The organism is Bilifractor sp. LCP21S3_A7 (genome assembly GCF_052118825.1).
Classification (GTDB): domain Bacteria; phylum Bacillota; class Clostridia; order Lachnospirales; family Lachnospiraceae; genus Bilifractor.
On the sequence record NZ_JBQKGL010000001.1, the window covers coordinates 21,792 to 38,251 of the forward strand.

18 protein-coding genes are annotated in these 16,460 nt (G+C 49.5%); 5 read left to right on the forward strand and 13 right to left on the reverse strand.

Going from position 1 to position 16,460, the window contains the following annotated elements; all coding sequences use genetic code 11:
* Positions 1-19: 19 nt before the first annotated feature.
* The 12 genes from ACTQ1O_RS00135 to ACTQ1O_RS00190 all read right to left on the reverse strand — a co-directional run bounded on the left by ACTQ1O_RS00135 (position 20) and on the right by ACTQ1O_RS00190 (position 8,453).
* Positions 20-307, reverse strand: coding sequence for a hypothetical protein (locus ACTQ1O_RS00135; RefSeq protein ID WP_441099593.1), 288 nt, complete (start codon positions 305-307; stop codon positions 20-22).
* Positions 304-1,563 carry a site-specific DNA-methyltransferase gene (locus ACTQ1O_RS00140; protein ID WP_441099592.1) on the reverse strand — a complete coding sequence of 420 codons (1,260 nt, stop codon included), beginning with the start codon at positions 1,561-1,563 and terminating at the stop codon, positions 304-306. Before ACTQ1O_RS00140 ends, ACTQ1O_RS00135 begins: the two co-directional genes overlap by 4 nt.
* Positions 1,478-1,750 carry a hypothetical protein gene (locus ACTQ1O_RS00145; RefSeq protein ID WP_441099591.1) on the reverse strand — a complete coding sequence of 91 codons (273 nt, stop codon included), beginning with the start codon at positions 1,748-1,750 and terminating at the stop codon, positions 1,478-1,480. Before ACTQ1O_RS00145 ends, ACTQ1O_RS00140 begins: the two co-directional genes overlap by 86 nt.
* Positions 1,751-2,052: 302 nt before the next feature.
* Positions 2,053-2,412: an HNH endonuclease gene (locus tag ACTQ1O_RS00150; protein WP_441485590.1), complete on the reverse strand. Its 360-nt coding sequence runs from the start codon at positions 2,410-2,412 to the stop codon at positions 2,053-2,055.
* 125 nt (positions 2,413-2,537) lie between these two features.
* Positions 2,538-2,963 carry a sigma factor-like helix-turn-helix DNA-binding protein gene (locus tag ACTQ1O_RS00155; RefSeq protein WP_441485591.1) on the reverse strand — a complete coding sequence of 142 codons (426 nt, stop codon included), beginning with the start codon at positions 2,961-2,963 and terminating at the stop codon, positions 2,538-2,540.
* Positions 2,960-3,196, reverse strand: coding sequence for a hypothetical protein (locus ACTQ1O_RS00160; protein WP_441485592.1), 237 nt, complete (start codon positions 3,194-3,196; stop codon positions 2,960-2,962). Before ACTQ1O_RS00160 ends, ACTQ1O_RS00155 begins: the two co-directional genes overlap by 4 nt.
* A 78-nt stretch (positions 3,197-3,274) precedes the next feature.
* A complete protein-coding gene (locus ACTQ1O_RS00165; protein ID WP_441485849.1) occupies positions 3,275-4,651 on the reverse strand; it encodes an SNF2-related protein in 1,377 nt (458 codons plus the stop codon).
* A complete protein-coding gene (locus ACTQ1O_RS00170) occupies positions 4,651-4,998 on the reverse strand; it encodes a hypothetical protein (protein WP_441485593.1) in 348 nt (115 codons plus the stop codon). Before ACTQ1O_RS00170 ends, ACTQ1O_RS00165 begins: the two co-directional genes overlap by 1 nt.
* Positions 4,977-5,291, reverse strand: a complete 315-nt coding sequence (locus tag ACTQ1O_RS00175; protein ID WP_441485594.1) for a VRR-NUC domain-containing protein — start codon at positions 5,289-5,291, stop codon at positions 4,977-4,979. The genes ACTQ1O_RS00170 and ACTQ1O_RS00175 overlap by 22 nt, the downstream gene beginning before the upstream one ends.
* A 180-nt stretch (positions 5,292-5,471) precedes the next feature.
* On the reverse strand, positions 5,472-7,733 hold the full coding sequence (locus tag ACTQ1O_RS00180) for a phage/plasmid primase, P4 family (protein ID WP_441485595.1): 2,262 nt from the start codon (positions 7,731-7,733) through the stop codon (positions 5,472-5,474).
* Positions 7,726-8,070: a hypothetical protein gene (locus ACTQ1O_RS00185; RefSeq protein WP_441485596.1), complete on the reverse strand. Its 345-nt coding sequence runs from the start codon at positions 8,068-8,070 to the stop codon at positions 7,726-7,728. Before ACTQ1O_RS00185 ends, ACTQ1O_RS00180 begins: the two co-directional genes overlap by 8 nt.
* Positions 8,058-8,453: a DUF7768 domain-containing protein gene (locus tag ACTQ1O_RS00190; RefSeq protein WP_441485597.1), complete on the reverse strand. Its 396-nt coding sequence runs from the start codon at positions 8,451-8,453 to the stop codon at positions 8,058-8,060. Before ACTQ1O_RS00190 ends, ACTQ1O_RS00185 begins: the two co-directional genes overlap by 13 nt.
* Before the next feature lie 392 nt (positions 8,454-8,845).
* Here ACTQ1O_RS00190 and ACTQ1O_RS00195 point away from each other — a divergent pair, with 392 nt between their 5' ends.
* From ACTQ1O_RS00195 to ACTQ1O_RS00215, 5 genes are all read left to right on the forward strand, one after another.
* Positions 8,846-9,244 carry a hypothetical protein gene (locus ACTQ1O_RS00195; protein ID WP_441485598.1) on the forward strand — a complete coding sequence of 133 codons (399 nt, stop codon included), beginning with the start codon at positions 8,846-8,848 and terminating at the stop codon, positions 9,242-9,244.
* Entirely contained in the window at positions 9,237-10,373 is a 1,137-nt protein-coding gene (locus ACTQ1O_RS00200) for a DUF2800 domain-containing protein (RefSeq protein WP_441485599.1), read from the forward strand. Before ACTQ1O_RS00195 ends, ACTQ1O_RS00200 begins: the two co-directional genes overlap by 8 nt.
* A 2-nt stretch (positions 10,374-10,375) precedes the next feature.
* A complete protein-coding gene (locus ACTQ1O_RS00205) occupies positions 10,376-10,939 on the forward strand; it encodes a DUF2815 family protein (protein WP_441485600.1) in 564 nt (187 codons plus the stop codon).
* An 81-nt stretch (positions 10,940-11,020) separates the two neighbouring features.
* Positions 11,021-11,191 (forward strand): hypothetical protein, encoded by a 171-nt coding sequence (locus ACTQ1O_RS00210; RefSeq protein ID WP_441485601.1) that lies wholly within the window; start codon positions 11,021-11,023, stop codon positions 11,189-11,191.
* 123 nt (positions 11,192-11,314) lie between these two features.
* Positions 11,315-13,306 carry a DNA polymerase gene (locus tag ACTQ1O_RS00215; protein ID WP_441485602.1) on the forward strand — a complete coding sequence of 664 codons (1,992 nt, stop codon included), beginning with the start codon at positions 11,315-11,317 and terminating at the stop codon, positions 13,304-13,306.
* Between the two features lie 42 nt (positions 13,307-13,348).
* Here ACTQ1O_RS00215 and ACTQ1O_RS00220 read toward each other — a convergent pair whose 3' ends face one another.
* Positions 13,349-16,456 carry a DUF4268 domain-containing protein gene (locus tag ACTQ1O_RS00220; RefSeq protein ID WP_441485603.1) on the reverse strand — a complete coding sequence of 1,036 codons (3,108 nt, stop codon included), beginning with the start codon at positions 16,454-16,456 and terminating at the stop codon, positions 13,349-13,351.
* Positions 16,457-16,460 lie beyond the last annotated feature (4 nt).

Genomic DNA, 16,460 nt, shown 5'->3' on the forward strand with positions numbered 1-16,460 from the left:
GCAGAAAATGAAACAAATATCAGTCTTGTGGTCGCAGCATAATATCCACGTCCTCGAGGCGATTGATAACGATCGGCGCGTCCTCTCCCATGTAGGGAATTGCCCGGAGCGTGTTGTAGCAGACCCACTCGGCAGCATCCTCATAGGACCAGCCCTCTGTCTCCATCAGCCATTCGACCATTCGCTCATAGTCATAGACGGCACGACCATCATCCGTTACACCGATCAGAGCATCGTCGTAACTGTAGTTCGTGAGGAACTTTACTCCGTCATAGCCATTTTCAAGAAGTCTCTCTTCTGCATTCATGCGGTTTCCTCCTTTGGCATATCTGCAGCAGCTTCCTCAAACGTGAGCTTCTGGCCATTTCTCACCACATACACATCTTCGGTCTTGCCGCCTTCGTGCTCGATGTATCTCTTCACGATGACATCGACAAACTTCGGGTCCAATTCGATGCCTCTGCAGATCCGGTCGGTCTCGCAGCAGGCAATCAGCGTACTGCCGGAACCAAGGAACGGATCGAGCACGATACCATTCGTCATCGAGGAATTCCGAATCGGATAAGCCAAGAGCTGCACCGGTTTCATCGTCGGATGATCCTTTGATGCTTTCGGGCGATCATACTCCCAGATCGTGGTCTGCTTCCGGTCGCTGTACCACTCGTGTTTACCGCCCTGCTTCCATCCAAACAGGCACGGCTCATGCTGCCACTGGTACGGAGAACGCCCAAGAACAAGCGCGTTCTTTTTCCAGATACAGCAGCCAGACAGGTAAAAACCCGCATCGGCAAACGCCCTGCGGAAGTTCAGTCCTTCGGTATCTGCATGGAACACGTAGATCGATCCATCGTCCGCAAGGTTGTCATGCATGCAGGTGTAGGCGGCAAGCAGGAACTTGTAGAAATCCTCGTCGGCCATGTGATCATTCATAATCTTACCGGCAGTCTCCTCAACGTCTACGTTGTACGGAGGATCCGTCACGATCACGTTTGCCTTCTGACCATCCATCAGCTTCTCGTAAGAAGCAGGGTCCGTGGAATCTCCGCAGAGAACAAGATGCCGTCCCAAGTGCCAGAGGTCACCCGCCTCGGAGAAGGTCGGCTTCTTCAGTTCCTCATCAACATCAAAGCTGTCCTCCGTCACGTCTTTATCGCAGACCTTATTGAAAAGCTGCTCCATCTCCGGAGGCTCGAAACCAGTCAGCGCTGTGTTGAAGTCGGATGCCTCAAGATCTTTCAGGAGGTCGGCGAGCAGGTTGTCATCCCATGCGCCCGTGATCTTGTTAAGGGCGATATTCAGTGCTTTCTCCCGTGTCTTATCAATATCGACGACGGCGCACGGAACTTCGGTGTAGCCAAGGTCCATTGCAACGGTCAGTCGCTGATGCCCTCCGATGATTGTCATGTCTGAATTCACAACAAGCGGATCCGCAAAGCCGAACTCCTTGATCGAGTTCTTGATCTTCTCGTATTCCTTATCACCCGGCTTCAGTTTCTTTCTCGGGTTGTATGCTGCCGGCTTCAGTTCCGTCACCGGTATGTTCTTCAGGATTGGTGTTTCCATTCTCTTTCTCCTTCATTCGTTTTCTATGGCGCCAGCTGTTGTAAGCCCAGCGGCATTTATCTGAGCAGAACACCCGTGGCCTGCCCATCGGATTTCGTCCCATCGGCCTGCCGCACCACGGGCAGAACTGCTTCGCGCAGGCGTCGAGGAATTCCGAGAGGTCAGGTGTTTCAAAATCCTCATCCATCGCATCCTCCTCGCGTACTCGAAAGTCCAAACGTACTCGAAAGTCTGCGGCGCTCAGGCTGGATGTTCCGCAGCGGAATTCCAAGCCGAAACGTCCCGGTTCCGCGCACGAAAAAGCCGCAGCAAAAGCGCTTGTTTGCTTGCTTTAACTGCGGTTTGAAAAAGTTATGTGATTTTTCCAGGATCAGGCGGTCTGCCCGCTGACCCCGGGGTATCAATTTTGCGAAAATCAACGCAAGAGGGGGCGGCGGTCTCCTGTGCCTCTGGCTTTAGAGATCATGACCTCCCCCGCCTTACCACGAATCAGTAATGATACGTCGGTGTTTCATCCTGATTTCTCGTCTTCCTGTCATGGCACTGCTTGCAGAGCGCCTGCCAGTTCGATCGGTCCCAGAAGAGCTTCTGATCTCCTCGGTGCGGAACGATGTGATCCACAACCGTTGCCGGAGTAGCTATGCCATGACGCAGGCACTCCTCGCAGAGTGGATGGAGCTGTAAGAACTTCTTACTCTCCCATCTCCAACGACTGTTGTATCCTCTCGCTGCCGCCGACCGGTTCTCTTCCGGGTGCAATGCTTTGTGCTTCTCGCAATACTTCTGCCCAGCGGGTACAAGGTTCGGGCATCCGGGATGCCTGCAGGGAACCATCGGTTTATATGGCATCGCCCATCCTCCCTTCACAAGAAAAGCCCCGGAGGTTTTATCCTTCGAGGCTTCATCTTATCTTCTTCGCTGACTATACCATATCACATATGGCACCCGGACATTTGCGGACATTTTCGGCGCATTCAGATGATCGTGGGATTTTCCGGTACCTTCACATGAGACAGTGCTCTGCTGTGCCATCTGCGAATCGTGCGCTCATCGGCAGCAAGCTCATCTCCAATCCGCATCCACGTGTAGTTCTTCAGATACCGATAGGTAAGAATCAACCGTTCATCCATGTTGTCGACCTGATCAATCACGGACTGAATCTCATCTTTGAGCTGCAGAAGAAGACAAATCTCGTCGTTCACCTTCTTCTCCTTCTCCCAGATCCGGTCCAGTGTCTTCACGAACGGTGCATCATTCGGATGATTCGGATTGTAGTGCTCCTCGAAGCCAGGGCTCCCGACCGAGGCAGCAAGTGTTCTAAGGTTTCCCAGCTCTTCCTGCTGCAGCCGGATTCTCTGCTCCAGCCGATACGCCTGATTCAAATAGGTCTTTGGTGTCATGCTGCCACCTTCTCTCTCAGTTTCTGGATCAGGTAATCCGGATCTACACCTGTCAAAACACCATACCAGCCAGAATGGAAGAACCGCTCCAAATCCATAGCATCACTCATTGCCATCTTATTTCTGGGATTTTTCTTGAGCTTCCGAAGTGCCGTGAGATAATCCCGTGCTGCCTGTGCCACAATGGCATTCGCCAGATTTTCATACGGATCAGGCCCGTAATTTTTATTCATATGCAGCCTCCTTGATTACTTGGTTTCTCGTTCCTCGGATTGGCATATGTTTGTCATTCTTTAACTCTGATTGGCTTGTTATTTGAGGCGTGCTTTTACCGCCCGGATCAGATTCTCCTGAGTAGAGTTCTTATCTTCCAGCGCCTTCAGTACGTCTTCATCAATCGTGTCCTTCGTCACGATGTTGTGGATCGTCACGACCTCGGTCTGTCCCTGACGGTTCAGTCTGGCATCTGTCTGCTGCCGCATCTCTAAAGACCAGCAGAGGGAGAACCAGATCAGGATATGGCCTCCATGCTGCAGATTGAGACCATGTCCGGCAGATGCCGGGGAGATCAATGCAATCGGGATCTTTCCCTCATTCCAGTCAGAAACATCCTCGGAAGATTTCAGGTCCCGGACGGGATATCCCTTCTCCTTCAGGTACTCAATAATTTCACTCCGATCGTGCTGATACCAGTAAGCGATCAGGACGTTCTGCCCGACTGCTTCTTCAATAAGGTCACCAAGCATTTCCAGCTTTTTGTTATGGATCCGGATAACCTCATGGTTCTCGTTGTAAACCGCACCATTGGCCATCTCGAGAAGTCTTCCTGAAAGAACTGCAGCATTCGCAGCATCCACTTCTTTGCCGTCGATCGTAAGAACCAGCTCCTTCTTCAACTCCTCATACAGATCCTTTTCATCCGGGCTCATCTCAACGGTATGATTGGCGGTCAGGCACTTCGGCAGATCCGGCAGAAAATCCTTAGCCTTCATAGATACAGAGATGTCACCGATCTTCTTGTAGATTGCATCTTCCGCACCCGGCAGTGGGACGTAATTGTATACGACTCCGGTATACGGATTCTGACTTCCGGGACGGAAGTATGCTTCTCGATACCGACCGATAAATCTACCGAGGCGCTTACCCTGATCGATGATAGCGACCTCGCCAAAGAGATCCAGAAGACCATTACTGGCCGGAGTTCCTGTAAGTCCCCAGATCCGCTTGATAAAGGGACGTGCTTTCCGGAGTGCCTTGTACCGCTGGCTCTTATAGTTCTTGAAAGAGCTGATCTCATCCACAACAACGCAGTCAAACGGCCAAGGTGTGTGGTGGCGTTCCAGATAATCCACGAGCCAGCGGATGTTCTCGCGATTGATCACATAAACATCGGCATCTGTTTTCAGGGCTCTCACCCGTTCTTGACAGCTGCCGATCATCACCGACATCCGAAGATGCCGGGTATGAGACCAGAGGTCTTTCTCCTGCGGCCACACATCCCTCGCTACCCTGAGAGGCGCAATGACCAAAGTTTTATTCACTTCGAAAGAGTCGTACATCAGATCCTCTATAGCAGTAAGGCTGATGACTGTTTTTCCAAGGCCCATCTCCAAGATCAAAAGTGCCTCTGGATGTTCCTCGATGAAGCTCACGCAATAGTTCTGATAACTATGCATCTGCTCTCTCATCAACATCGATTGACCTCCTTGTCTGCCAGTGCACGAATTGCTCCGACCGTATTGGAGATTTCTCTACAATCCAGCTCTTTTTCTGAGATCAGAGAAGAGAGCTTTTCTGATTCTTCGAGAATTTTCTCCATCGTCTCTTTATACCGGGCGTGGTCCTCACTGATCATCTCGTTCAGTTCGTGTATGCATTCCTCATCGTCTGCGTGCTGCAGATCGACCTCGTTTACCCATTCAACGACAGCCTCCTTCATCTCCTGCCCCATGTGTGTATCGATGAGATACAGAAGATCTTTTTCAGATAACACGGTCACCAGTGTTCCATCCTTTAATGTGATGAGTCTTCCCATCCTCTGCCTCCTTCAATCTCGTCAAGAATGGCCGGAATTTTATCCGGATCATTCAAGACGTAAACCATGTAGCCTCTGCTTCTCAGCTGTACATGTCTTCTAAGTTGCAGTTTTCTCGGTTTCTTCCCGGGAGCCTTCACCTCGACAAAGGCGGCCTTCCCATCCCGCAATAAGACGAGCCGGTCGGGCATCCCGTCCATCCCGGGTGAGACGAACTTCGGACACATGCCACCCCGGTTTCTGACTTCCATCACCAATTCGTGTTCGATTTTGCTTTCCGCAACTGTCACCATTCAAATTTCCTCCAAGCCACATAAATAAAGGCTTTCTCGCACTTGGTGTCAGTCATGACACTCATTTCATAAAGTCCCTATAGGGCTGAAATTTTGACCCCTATAGGGACTTTTACGCAGAGACTGTCACGAGTGTCACCCTTATACACCAGTGACATGAAATGACAGTCATTTCCGGACTTATTCTTCGTTCATAAAGTCTCCAATCTTCAGTCTGAGTCCCTTAATGAACCGTCCGTTCTTCTTCCGGACCTTCGTGAAACCAGCAGTCTCCAAAGCCGTATAGAACTCAGCCGTACTTCTGGCAAACTCACCCATACGCTGGGAATATGCCCGGTACTGAACGTACAGTTCTCCGGAAGCTGCCTCATAACCCGGATCCACATCACAGCAGTCCTCAAGGAACATGCCAAGCCAGTCACTCTGGTTGCGATAACTGTCAATAGCATCGCGCACGACCTTAGGCTGCGTCAGATGGAAGTCCTTGTCGATGACCTTCTTGGCGCCATTGATAATCCACGTAAGAACAGCCGGCCCTGCCTCCTGAACCAGATAGTCTGTGTAGTTCTTCTTATCATTGCTGCCCTCAAACACTGCATTGAAAGGGATCACGATAAGGCGGCGCCATGTTCCTTCGTCCGTTGCTCCCACACGTGGCAGGTGGTTGGTATACAGAACAACCGTGTGTGACGGGATGAAGGATGCCGGAGCCTTGTACTTCTTCTCCGCATAGATCTCGTCCGTTGAGCAGAGCTGCTTCACAACCGAGGTGTTGAGACGCATCCCCTCTTCAAGCTCTGCAGCTATGATGAGACGCTTGCCCTTGGTCTCGGCCATCTCCGGTTTGACGTTCCGCTTGCATCCAACCGTCAGGGTGTCCGCAGACAGGTGCCCGGAATAAGAGCCAAGAACCCGGCTGATCGTATTCCAGAAGGTAGACTTTCCATTTCGTCCTTCACCATAGGCAATGATCATGGCTTCGACGTACACCTTTCCGATAGCAGAGAGCCCGACGACCTCCTGTACGTAGTCGATCAGGTTCTGATCGCCAAGAAATGTCTTCTCGAGCGTATCCTGCCAGAGGTCCGCGCCTTTATCGCCCGGCTCCACCTCCGTCACCTTCGTGATGTAGTTTTCTGCCTTGTGCTCCTGCTTTCCGGCAAGTCCCTGCGTCAGATCCCAGGTTCCCTCCGGTGTATTCAGCAAGAACTCATCCTTATCGAGATCTTCAAATTTGATGAAGACCATCGGCTTGGTGGTATCGAGCGTCGACTTGATGTACTTGTAGTCCCGGCGTTTCATGACAAAGGCAAGATAAGCAGCCGCGTCCAGATATTTCTGGTACAGCGCCAGCACGTTCTTGGAGAGACCTTCGACTGCCTTCTTTCCACCAGACTTGAGGACCTTGGGATCCGCACCCGCGCTCTTGAGTTCCTCTGAGAGTTTGAAGTACAGTGCCTCGGCATCCATGAGCTGCTTATCAAGGAACTCCTCTGTCATCCCGACAGCGGCTTCCCTGTTTTCATCCCAGTTCACCCCGTTGTAGCGGAGATAATCCGTTGCCGGATTGAAGCGGAGCTCCTTCCCACATTCACGACTCAGCACCTTTGCCTCGCCAATGTCCGAATAATCCTGCGGCTTCAAAGAACCAGCAGGTCCGGAGAGCTTTGCAGGATTGTACTTATCCGGAGGAATATATCCCGGCTGAGCGCTGACCTTCTTCTCAAACTTCCCGGCGCTGTGCCAGATCTTATCGAGCTCCTCATCGGAAAGCGGCGGATCGCAATGTTCTGCCTCTTCCAGAAAGATCTGGTAGGCATCGTCTCCGTGACCGAATCTCTTCACGACCTTTCCAGCGAAGTGGCTCATGGTGGCATTGCGCTTTCCGGCAGGAATCACACGTTCTGCAGAGAGCGCCGAAGTAAGAAACTCCTCGATGGTTTTGCCACCTTCATGCCAGATCACTTTCGGAGAAGCGGAACCATAAACGAAACGGCCAGCATCGAGCGCGTTATCATCGAAGAACGGATAACGCTCCTGCACTGCGTGCTTCAGTGCCGTATAGGCATCCGGATCCGTGTACTCCCGGGTCCGCATATAGATGTGAAACCTGGGTCTTGCGCTTTTGCCATCCTTTGGCATGTTGTTATGGCGACTCTCCGTAATGCCAAAATCCACATCCGAGAGCTCCTCTGCCAATGCTTCTGGAGTGATCCAGTCCTTCGGATCATCGGAGTGGTCATTGTCACAGTCCATCACAATGCAGTCCGCCGAGAGGAAGTTGTCGTTGCTGCGATAGCTGTTCTTGTATTTTGCGCAGACATGATCCCTAGCAACTGCCGCCCGGAGGGATTCCTCCGAGCTGACAGCCGTCTCATTGGGATACCTGCAGTTTTTCTCATTTCCCGTGCAGGATGCGGTGTAAAGATGCATCTTAGTCATCAATTTCCGATGCCTCCTCTTCCAGAACCTTCGTAATGAACTCCAGCGCCTTGATCAGACAGCGCAGGTCGTCATCGCCAATCGCCGTGATGGAAACACCACATCCATCTCCATCGGAATCCTTTTTAACCCGGAAGAGACCGGTGCCTACCGGATTGCAGATCTCGATGATGGTTCTCGTATCTTCGTCCTCACCGTCAATGGTTCCGTCCGTCCCTGCAGACACCTTGTAGAACGAATCGCCATCCATGACTTCTCTTGTGAAGAATGGAATCAGATGATTGCGATCCGTCTTCTCGTTATAGGCTGTCAGAACTTCTTCCTTTACTTCGTACATATCTTCTCCTCCGCGATATAACGCGTCTTCATTTCCTTCGACTTTGCGTAGTCGATTTCTGCCTTCATTCCTTTTGTGATCCTGTCTCCGCAGACCCAAAGCTCAGAGCACTTGGACAAGATTGCGATGTCCATAAACATGGCAAGATCTCTTTCTTCCTCTGTCATGTAAAGCGGAAACATCAGATGCGGAGTAATCGGGATTACTCCTTCATCTACTGCATACCGGCTGTACCGCTTTGCCATTTCCGTGTTCCTTTCGATATCTCCGGAATATGGCGAGCAGATATAGACAATCGGTCTGAACCTGAACCTTGAAGCTCTGCGGATTGCCTCACCGGCTGTCGGATCGGCATAACCTTCCGCATTCTTCATCACACCCATAAGTCATCACCTCACCTTCGTTCGAAATCGGGCTTCCTGCCCTCTACCCCTCTACGGACACGACGAGACTGTTTTTGTGTGGCTCAACAAGAAAAATTTAAAAATCCGGATCTCTTCCTTATTTATGCGTGGGAAGCAATCCGGAACTTTTTTCTTTTCTGAACACAAAATCGCCTTCTTTGTGTCCGTTACAGGTTGCAAGGGAAAGCGTGGTTAGAACTTCAAAAAAAAATTTCTGAAGAGAACACAAAAATCCCTTGCTCGTGTCCGTATCGGATTGAAGGAAAAAGCCAAAAAGCGACAAGGAGGGTAAGCATGCACAGAGCAAGAGAGAGGCCCGGGCTCACCGGGAAACAGCGAATGTGTCAGATGACAAGAAAGGAACAGAACATATGACAAAGAAGAAAGACATGGCTCTTCTGATTGAAGGGCTCCGCAGGATCAGCAGCGACTTCAATGCCCTTGCGGATGAACTGGAAGGTAAGCCTTCTATTAATGAAGAAGTAAAACCTGCCATTACGGTAGAGACGTCCGAAGGATCTACTCCTGAGAAAGCGTCAGAACAGGACCTGGCTCAGGAAGCCCCTGTTACGGAAGAATCTCCTGCAGAATCGGAAACACCTGCTTATACGATGCAGGACGTCCGTAAGATCCTCGCTGACAAGTCCCGCAAGGGATACACCGACAAGGTGAAGCAGATTCTCACGGATCACGGCGCATCTAAGCTCAGCGAGCTTGCTGAGAGCGAGTATGCGGCAGTGGTCAAAGAAGCGGAGGCATTGGATGGCTAAACACGCATATCTCTCCGCCTCATCGAGCGCACGATGGATTGCCTGCACGCCTTCCGCACAGCTCTGTGCAAGGATGCCGGATGAGTCCAGTCCCTATGCGCAGCAGGGCACCGACGCACACAGCCTCTGCGAATATCTCGTCCTGAAAGCTCTGGGCCGGAGGACAAGGGATCCCACAGAAGATCTTACTTTCTATGATGCCGAGATGCAGTCTGCTGCTGAAGGATACCGTGACTTCATCATGGAGCAGGTTGAGGAAGCAAAGAAGCTCTGCAGCGATCCGATGGTCGCTGTCGAGCAGCGGCTCAATTTCTCCCGCTGGGTGCCGGAGGGCTTTGGAACCGGCGACTGCGTCATCGTCGCTGACGGGCTGATCCACATATGCGATTTCAAGTACGGCGTCGGAGTTGTCGTCAGTGCCGAGAAGAATCCGCAGCTCATGTGCTACGCACTTGGTGCCTATGATGCCTTCGGTGATCTGTACGATATCAAGACCGTGAAGCTCTCGATCTATCAGCCAAGACGTGAACACGTCGAAACCTATGAAATGCAGCTCTCCGATCTCCTGACCTGGGCCGACACTGTTCTGGTTCCGTCAGCCAAGCTGGCATATGCCGGTGAGGGTGATTTCCATGCAGGACCGCATTGTCAGTTCTGCAAGGTCAAAGCGACCTGCAGGGAACGCGCCGCCTACAACATGGAACTTGCGAAGTTCGAGTTCAGCAATCCGGATCTCCTCTCCGATGAAGAAATCGCCGAGATCCTGGCAAGAGCAGACCAGCTCGTCTCATGGGCCGGGGACGTAAAGGACCACGCACTGGAGCAGGCACTGGCGGGAAAGCACTATGACGGTTTCAAGGTTGTAGAAGGTCGCAGCACCAGAAAGTACAGCGATGAGACGAAGGTGGCCGAAGTCGTGGAAGCAGCTGGCTTCGATCCCTATGAAAAGAAGCTCAAAGGCATCACGGCGATGACCTCTGAGCTTGGCAAGAAGAAGTTCAACGAACTCTTAGGCAGCCTGATCTACAAGCCGCCTGGAAAACCGGTGCTGGTCGAGGCAAAAGACAAGCGCCCGGAATACAACGCAGCAATAAATGATTTCAAAGACAATTCAATGGAGGAAATGTAATTATGAAAAACCCGATGAAGGTTATTACTGGCAAAAACACTCGTTTCAGCTATCTCAACGTGAACGATCCGAAATCTATCAACGGAGGTGCCGCGAAGTATTCGGTATCTCTCATCATTCCAAAGTCTGACACCATCACCATCCAGAAGATTAAGGCGGCAATCAAGGCAGCCTACGAGGACGGACAGGCAAAGCTCCGTGGAAACGGCAAGTCTGTACCGGCTCTCGATACTCTGAAGACTCCGCTTCGTGACGGTGACAAGGAGCGTCCGGACGATGAAGCCTACGCCAACTCTTACTTCGTGAACGCAAACAGCACCACAAAGCCGGGCGTCGTCGATGCCGACAACAACATCATCCTTGATACCTCGGAGCTCTACTCCGGCATTTATGGAAGAGCATCCATCAACTTCTACGCTTTCAACTCGAACGGCAATCGTGGCATTGCCTGTGGTCTGAATGCGCTGCAGAAGCTCCGCGATGGAGAGCCACTTGGTGGCCACATCAATGCAGAGACTGAGTTCACCGGACTCGATGACGATGACGACGATGATTTCCTTTCCTAAATCCGTATCCATCTGGGTACATCAATGACAAAAAGCGCAGCAGGTGGGTGACTGCCTGCTGCAGTTATAGAGGTGACAAATATGAGCGTATTTTATGATCTGATGAACAGCGCAGTACGAGGAACAATCTATGGAGCCTGCTTGGCCATCAATGGCTATGGTCTCTTCCTTTTCTTCCGCTTTATATTCCGCAAGTGCAGACAGCTGATTGCTTTTCTGAAAAGATCACTGACAGCCCGCGCAAAGCAGTAATCACACTTTGGATACTTCATGTATCCATACATTCTCCTTTCTCCCCGGGCGTAAAAACCCGGGGTTTTTTTTCGAAAGCATCAGCAATGATCCGCATAAATATCAACTACAAGGAGGTCAAGCATGGACAAGATAAGGAAGCTCTCAATAGATTTAGAGACATACAGTCCCGAGGAGCTTAAGAAATGCGGTGTTTACAAATACGCAGAGAACCCAGAGTTTGAAATTCTGCTCTTCGGTGTTTCTGTCAATGACAGCGAAGTCGTCGTGTATGACATCGCCTGTGGAAATGAGCCGCCTGATGAAATTCTCGAGGCACTGACCGATAACAGCGTGGAGAAATGGGCATACAACGCCTCCTTCGAGCGGGTCTGCCTGTCGGTCTGGCTGCGTCGGCATCACCCGGGATTCTTCAAAGGCTACGGGGCACCCGACGATTCCGTCAAGGGATACCTGGATCCGACCGGATGGAAGTGCTCCCGGATCTGGGGCGCATACAATGGCCTGCCCCTCTCTCTCGAGATGATCGGAGCGGTTCTTGGATTCGAGCAGCAGAAGCTGAAGGAAGGCAAAGACCTGATCCGCTACTTCTGCTCTCCCTGCAAGCCAACCAAAGTAAACGGAGGCCGGACCAGAAATCTTCCGAAAGACGCACCTGACAAATGGGCTCTTTTTAAGAAGTACAATAAACGGGATGTCGAGGTTGAGATGCAGATCCAAAAGCGCCTGAAGAATTATCCCGTCCCGGACAGTGTATGGGACGAGTACCACATCGATCAGCTGATTAACGATCGCGGAATCCTCTGTGATACTGCCGTCGTGGAAAATGCCATCAGGATTGACGCCCTGACTAAGGCGGATCTGATGCGGCAGCTTCAGCGCCTGACCGGTCTTGAGAATCCGAACTCTGTCGCCCAGATGAAAGACTGGCTCGCACAGCAAGGCGTGGCTATTGACTCTCTTGGTAAGAAAGAAGTGGCTGCCCTTCTGAATGAGGACATCCCTGAGCATGTGAAACAGGTTCTTCGGCTCCGTCAGATGTTGGCAAAAAGCTCCGTGAAGAAATACCAGGCGATGCAGACAGCCATGTGCAGCGATCACCGCTGCCGTGGCATGTTCCAGTTCTATGGAGCCAATCGCTCTGGCCGTTTTGCCGGGCGCATCGTGCAGTTACAGAATCTGCCGCAGAACCATCTGCTAGATCTGGAGGAAGCAAGAGATCTGGTGAAAAGGAACGACTATGCTGCACTGGATCTTCTTTATGGGAGCGTTCCACAGGTCCTCTCTGAACTGATCCGAACCGCCTTCATCCCGAAGCCAGGCATGAAGTTCGTGGTTTCCGACTACAGCAGCATCGAAGCCAGAGTCCTTGCCTACCTTGCCGGAGAAACGCACACGATCGAGTCATTTGCCAGAGGAGAGGACCTGTACTGTGCGACCGCATCAGCGATGTTTCATAAGCCGGTCGTCAAGCATGGTATCAATGGCGAACTCAGGCAAAAGGGTAAAATTGCGACTCTGGCCTGTGGCTATGGCGGCAGTGTAGGAGCCCTCAAAGCAATGGGTGCGCTTGACATGGGCCTGAAGGAGGAAGAGCTTCAGCCAATCGTCAACGCTTGGCGTGAGGCAAATCCTCACATCGTAAAATACTGGTGGGATGTCGATGCTGCTGTCATGAAAGCCGTGAAGCTCCACCTCCCTTCGCAAGTGGGCTTGGTATATATCTACTACCAGTCCGGGATGCTCTTTATCAAGCTCCCGTCCGGCAGACGACTCTCCTACGTTCAGCCGCGGATTGGCCAGAACCAGTTCGGCAACGACTGTGTCACCTACATGGGAATCGACCAGCAGCACTGGGAAAGAATCGAAAGTTACGGCCCGAAGTTCGTCGAAAACATCGTACAGGGTGTAGCCCGGGATATCCTGTGTTTTGCAATGAAAAACCTTCGCGACCGCTTCATCGTCGGGCACGTCCATGATGAACTCATCATCGAAGTTCCGATGGAGACAAACATGCAGGAGATCTGCGATATCATGGGACAGACCCCTGATTGGATGCCGAGCCTGCTGCTGCGGGCGGACGGCTATGAATGCATGTTCTATCAGAAAGATTAAAATAAGGCGGTCCAACTATCAGGGCCGCCCTTTTCATGTTCGTTATTTGTCATTAGAACTATTTGTTTCAAGGTTTTTGATTAGCTCATTCTGCTTTTTTATGAGATCATCCAAAGCAGTATCAAGCGCAGAATAAATTTCTTCATCAGTAGCTGTTTTAGAAAACTTTACGCTATCTGTCCTGAATGGATTTCTCCATTGCCAATCATTCTTCTGAAACTTCGAAGGAGCTATATCATTGATGCGATCAAATATAGCCCTCTCTTCATCTGAAGCATTTTTAGAACTGAGAGAGAGCTGAATATAAATGCTGTCACCAGTGCGATTGACTACTTCGTAGAAATAATGGTTTTCCGTATTCCAACCACTCGGTCGTCCGTTACTATTCGGAAGTATTTGTGACATTTCCTTTGTCATAAATCTGGAATATGTACGATTACATTTTGTAGGATCCATTTGGATCTTACCCTCTTCTGTCTTATGTTTCCCCCACTCACGAATAGCAAAGGAAATCATATTCAGCTTTTCTACTTTGTCGTCATTAGTCGAGCCAGCACCATATTTCTCATACAAATATGGCAGCATGGCATCACAGATCTTATTGCTCCATTCAGCATGAAATTTTGCGGCTCTTGGCCAATCTGATTCATTAGTAATGCCTACGCCATCTAGATGGTAGCATATCCATGAAGCCTTGTTTTCATCGGCACGATCCCAAGAGAGCTCCACGCCGAGATTACTTTCTATTTCATTTTTATGACTAAATAAAATATCAAAAGCTTCCTTGTTTCTGTTTTCGTCGCTATTGCCTAGATAGAAATCAATCCTGCAACGATCCATGTTAGCAACGCAACTAATACAAAATCCAGATAAGCCAAACCAACCAGATAATGTATTAGATGTTCCCGGCGTACAATTGCTGAACGTTCCTCTGTGCGCATTCTGCTTTTGCATTATAGGAAGCGCATATGCCCAGTAACGCTTTCGTAAATCGAAGCGACTCTCATCTGTAACTTTGTCCTGTTCTGCGTCTCTTAGATAAAATACAAGATCCATAGGGTCCAGATGATATAGAGCAAACAGTCTACGAAGGATTGATATCTTCAGCGAAGTGCTCGTACCTTTTTCAAAATAAATGCCATCATCAATTTTTATAGCACTTCTGAGTTTGTTCTCATCTCTGCTAACATAATTCACAAGATCAGTAGCCGAGCTCTGGCTATATGCCAAAGTCGATAATACCGATTTATCTTTTGAGTGCAGGAATTTTACAACACGCTCAAGCATATCTGCCCAGCTTGTGACAGGTTGTTCTACATTCTGGTAGCTATACTTTATGATGTCGCGGCCTGTAAGATCATAATCCTCATCGTCGAGCGAGCAGGATTCGAATTCCTTCTCAGCCGGCTTGAACTCAGTCTTTGGATACGCCCAGATTGTTTTGGCGTATTCAACCATTTCTTTACTTCTCTCTTCGAGTTCAGGAAGCCCCCATGTGTCCTTCTGTGCAATCTTCTGAGTCATTCTCAGACCGCTATTTGCATACCCACCTTTCGGAGCATCTCGCTTTTCAAGGAAGAGGCTATTGCTCAGGCTTGAGTTATATCCGGTCAGCGTTAAATTAGCTAGGCGATGTTTCCATGTCTCATGAATTTCAGCATAATCAGGGCCTAGCTCTTCTATCCACGAAGGCGTCAGAGTTTGAGGCATGATGTGCTCAATCGAATATTCGTTATTCTCAAGGTGTTTGTAAACATCCTTCACCTCAACTGTACCGTAGTTCTCAAAGCGTTCAAACATATATGCCTTGTATTTTCCACGCATGAGATATACTTGCTTCTCTGCAAGTGCGGTACCAAACTCTTCGTCGTCTGGGAATCTTCCACTTTCCTTCTTCGATAGTAAAGCATAGATAAATTTACTGACATAGTTATCAGCTGTATTGTCATAGCGCAAGATTTCTTTATTGAGGTTCAGGAAGATTTTATTTAACGCATTGGTAGGAACTTCGCAGATATTTCTTCTGAACAGATATATCTCTGTGATTTCGAAGATCTTCAGTACCTCGTTGATGGTCAGCTTGTTGTCCTGCTTAAGGCGCAAGACCTCCATAAAAAACGGTCTCGTAACCACTATCTCAAGCCGATTCATGCGATAAAGGCAGTAATTCAGCTCTCTATATACTGGTTCCTCCTTCTTATACGCAGAATCATCCTGCGAGCGTTTTAGCGCATCCGCATTACAGGTCAAAAGCATCTCGAAATACCGAGCATATTTCAATAGATCCTGCAACAGGTTTTCCATCGGCAGTTTGGCCTCATCAGCATATTGCTTGAAGGCTTGATAAACACCATTAATATTTGGAGTGATCTGCTGCTTGATACTGAGATAATCTCGTACAAAGCCACTCACATCTCTTGCTGTGCACTTTTCAATTTTTGTCCAGTAGTTGTTGAAAAATCGGTCCTGATCTTCCGGTGTCTGCCCCATCAATACATAATTTCTGATCTTATCGCCTTCGGTCAGAGCTAGTCCTGTCGAATTAAGGCTTTCAAAAATAAGCTGTGGATTGTCATCACTTCCTAGAGTAATACTGATGATTTCGAGCTTACCGATAGCCGAGAACAGTTCATCAACGGTAACTTCTTCTTTAAGAATCATGTCACAGAAGAAATTATAATTGATAGTCAGATTGGATCCCTTGTCATAATCCTCCACGGGACCGAATAACTTTGCTAGGGCTTCTCTGTCTCCTTTTACCGGACGAAGTTTGATTCGATCGTCTGCAGGTGCCCACGGCGCAATAATAAACCGCTGCATGATTTGTTCATCCAGTTTCTGTTCCGTTGACTGTACTTTTCCTGTTTTTACAAGATTACTAATAGCAAGCAGTAGAAGCGTAACAGTAGTTAACCTCTGCTGACCATCGATGATCTGATAAAGGATATTGGCCCCATCCGGTATTACAGAAGACACAATGCTCCCAAAGAAATGGCTTTTTCTATCTTCGCTAACGACCTTTTTAAGATCATTATAAAGTTGCCGACAATTTTCGATCTTCCAGTCATATTTCCGTTGATACACGGGAATCACATATCGGAAGTTCGCGCCTTCCATGAAATTTATTAGTTTTGCTTCAGATCCTTTCAAATGG

Bases quoted from the DNA above. Each gene is read 5' to 3' on its own strand.
- ACTQ1O_RS00190 (WP_441485597.1), bottom strand. From the start codon at position 8,453: ATGGGTGTGATGAAGAATGCGGAAGGTTATGCCGATCCGACAGCCGGT.
- ACTQ1O_RS00160 (WP_441485592.1), bottom strand. From the start codon at position 3,196: ATGAATAAAAATTACGGGCCTGATCCGTATGAAAATCTGGCGAATGCC.
- ACTQ1O_RS00170 (WP_441485593.1), bottom strand. From the start codon at position 4,998: ATGGGAAGACTCATCACATTAAAGGATGGAACACTGGTGACCGTGTTA.
- ACTQ1O_RS00210 (WP_441485601.1), top strand. From the start codon at position 11,021: ATGAGCGTATTTTATGATCTGATGAACAGCGCAGTACGAGGAACAATC.
- ACTQ1O_RS00195 (WP_441485598.1), top strand. From the start codon at position 8,846: ATGACAAAGAAGAAAGACATGGCTCTTCTGATTGAAGGGCTCCGCAGG.
- ACTQ1O_RS00215 (WP_441485602.1), top strand. From the start codon at position 11,315: ATGGACAAGATAAGGAAGCTCTCAATAGATTTAGAGACATACAGTCCC.
- ACTQ1O_RS00150 (WP_441485590.1), bottom strand. From the start codon at position 2,412: ATGCCATATAAACCGATGGTTCCCTGCAGGCATCCCGGATGCCCGAAC.
- ACTQ1O_RS00165 (WP_441485849.1), bottom strand. From the start codon at position 4,651: ATGAGAGAGCAGATGCATAGTTATCAGAACTATTGCGTGAGCTTCATC.
- ACTQ1O_RS00155 (WP_441485591.1), bottom strand. From the start codon at position 2,963: ATGACACCAAAGACCTATTTGAATCAGGCGTATCGGCTGGAGCAGAGA.
- ACTQ1O_RS00140 (WP_441099592.1), bottom strand. From the start codon at position 1,563: ATGGAAACACCAATCCTGAAGAACATACCGGTGACGGAACTGAAGCCG.
- ACTQ1O_RS00200 (WP_441485599.1), top strand. From the start codon at position 9,237: ATGGCTAAACACGCATATCTCTCCGCCTCATCGAGCGCACGATGGATT.
- ACTQ1O_RS00185 (WP_441485596.1), bottom strand. From the start codon at position 8,070: ATGTACGAAGTAAAGGAAGAAGTTCTGACAGCCTATAACGAGAAGACG.
- ACTQ1O_RS00145 (WP_441099591.1), bottom strand. From the start codon at position 1,750: ATGGATGAGGATTTTGAAACACCTGACCTCTCGGAATTCCTCGACGCC.
- ACTQ1O_RS00180 (WP_441485595.1), bottom strand. From the start codon at position 7,733: ATGACTAAGATGCATCTTTACACCGCATCCTGCACGGGAAATGAGAAA.
- ACTQ1O_RS00175 (WP_441485594.1), bottom strand. From the start codon at position 5,291: ATGGTGACAGTTGCGGAAAGCAAAATCGAACACGAATTGGTGATGGAA.
- ACTQ1O_RS00135 (WP_441099593.1), bottom strand. From the start codon at position 307: ATGAATGCAGAAGAGAGACTTCTTGAAAATGGCTATGACGGAGTAAAG.
- ACTQ1O_RS00205 (WP_441485600.1), top strand. From the start codon at position 10,376: ATGAAAAACCCGATGAAGGTTATTACTGGCAAAAACACTCGTTTCAGC.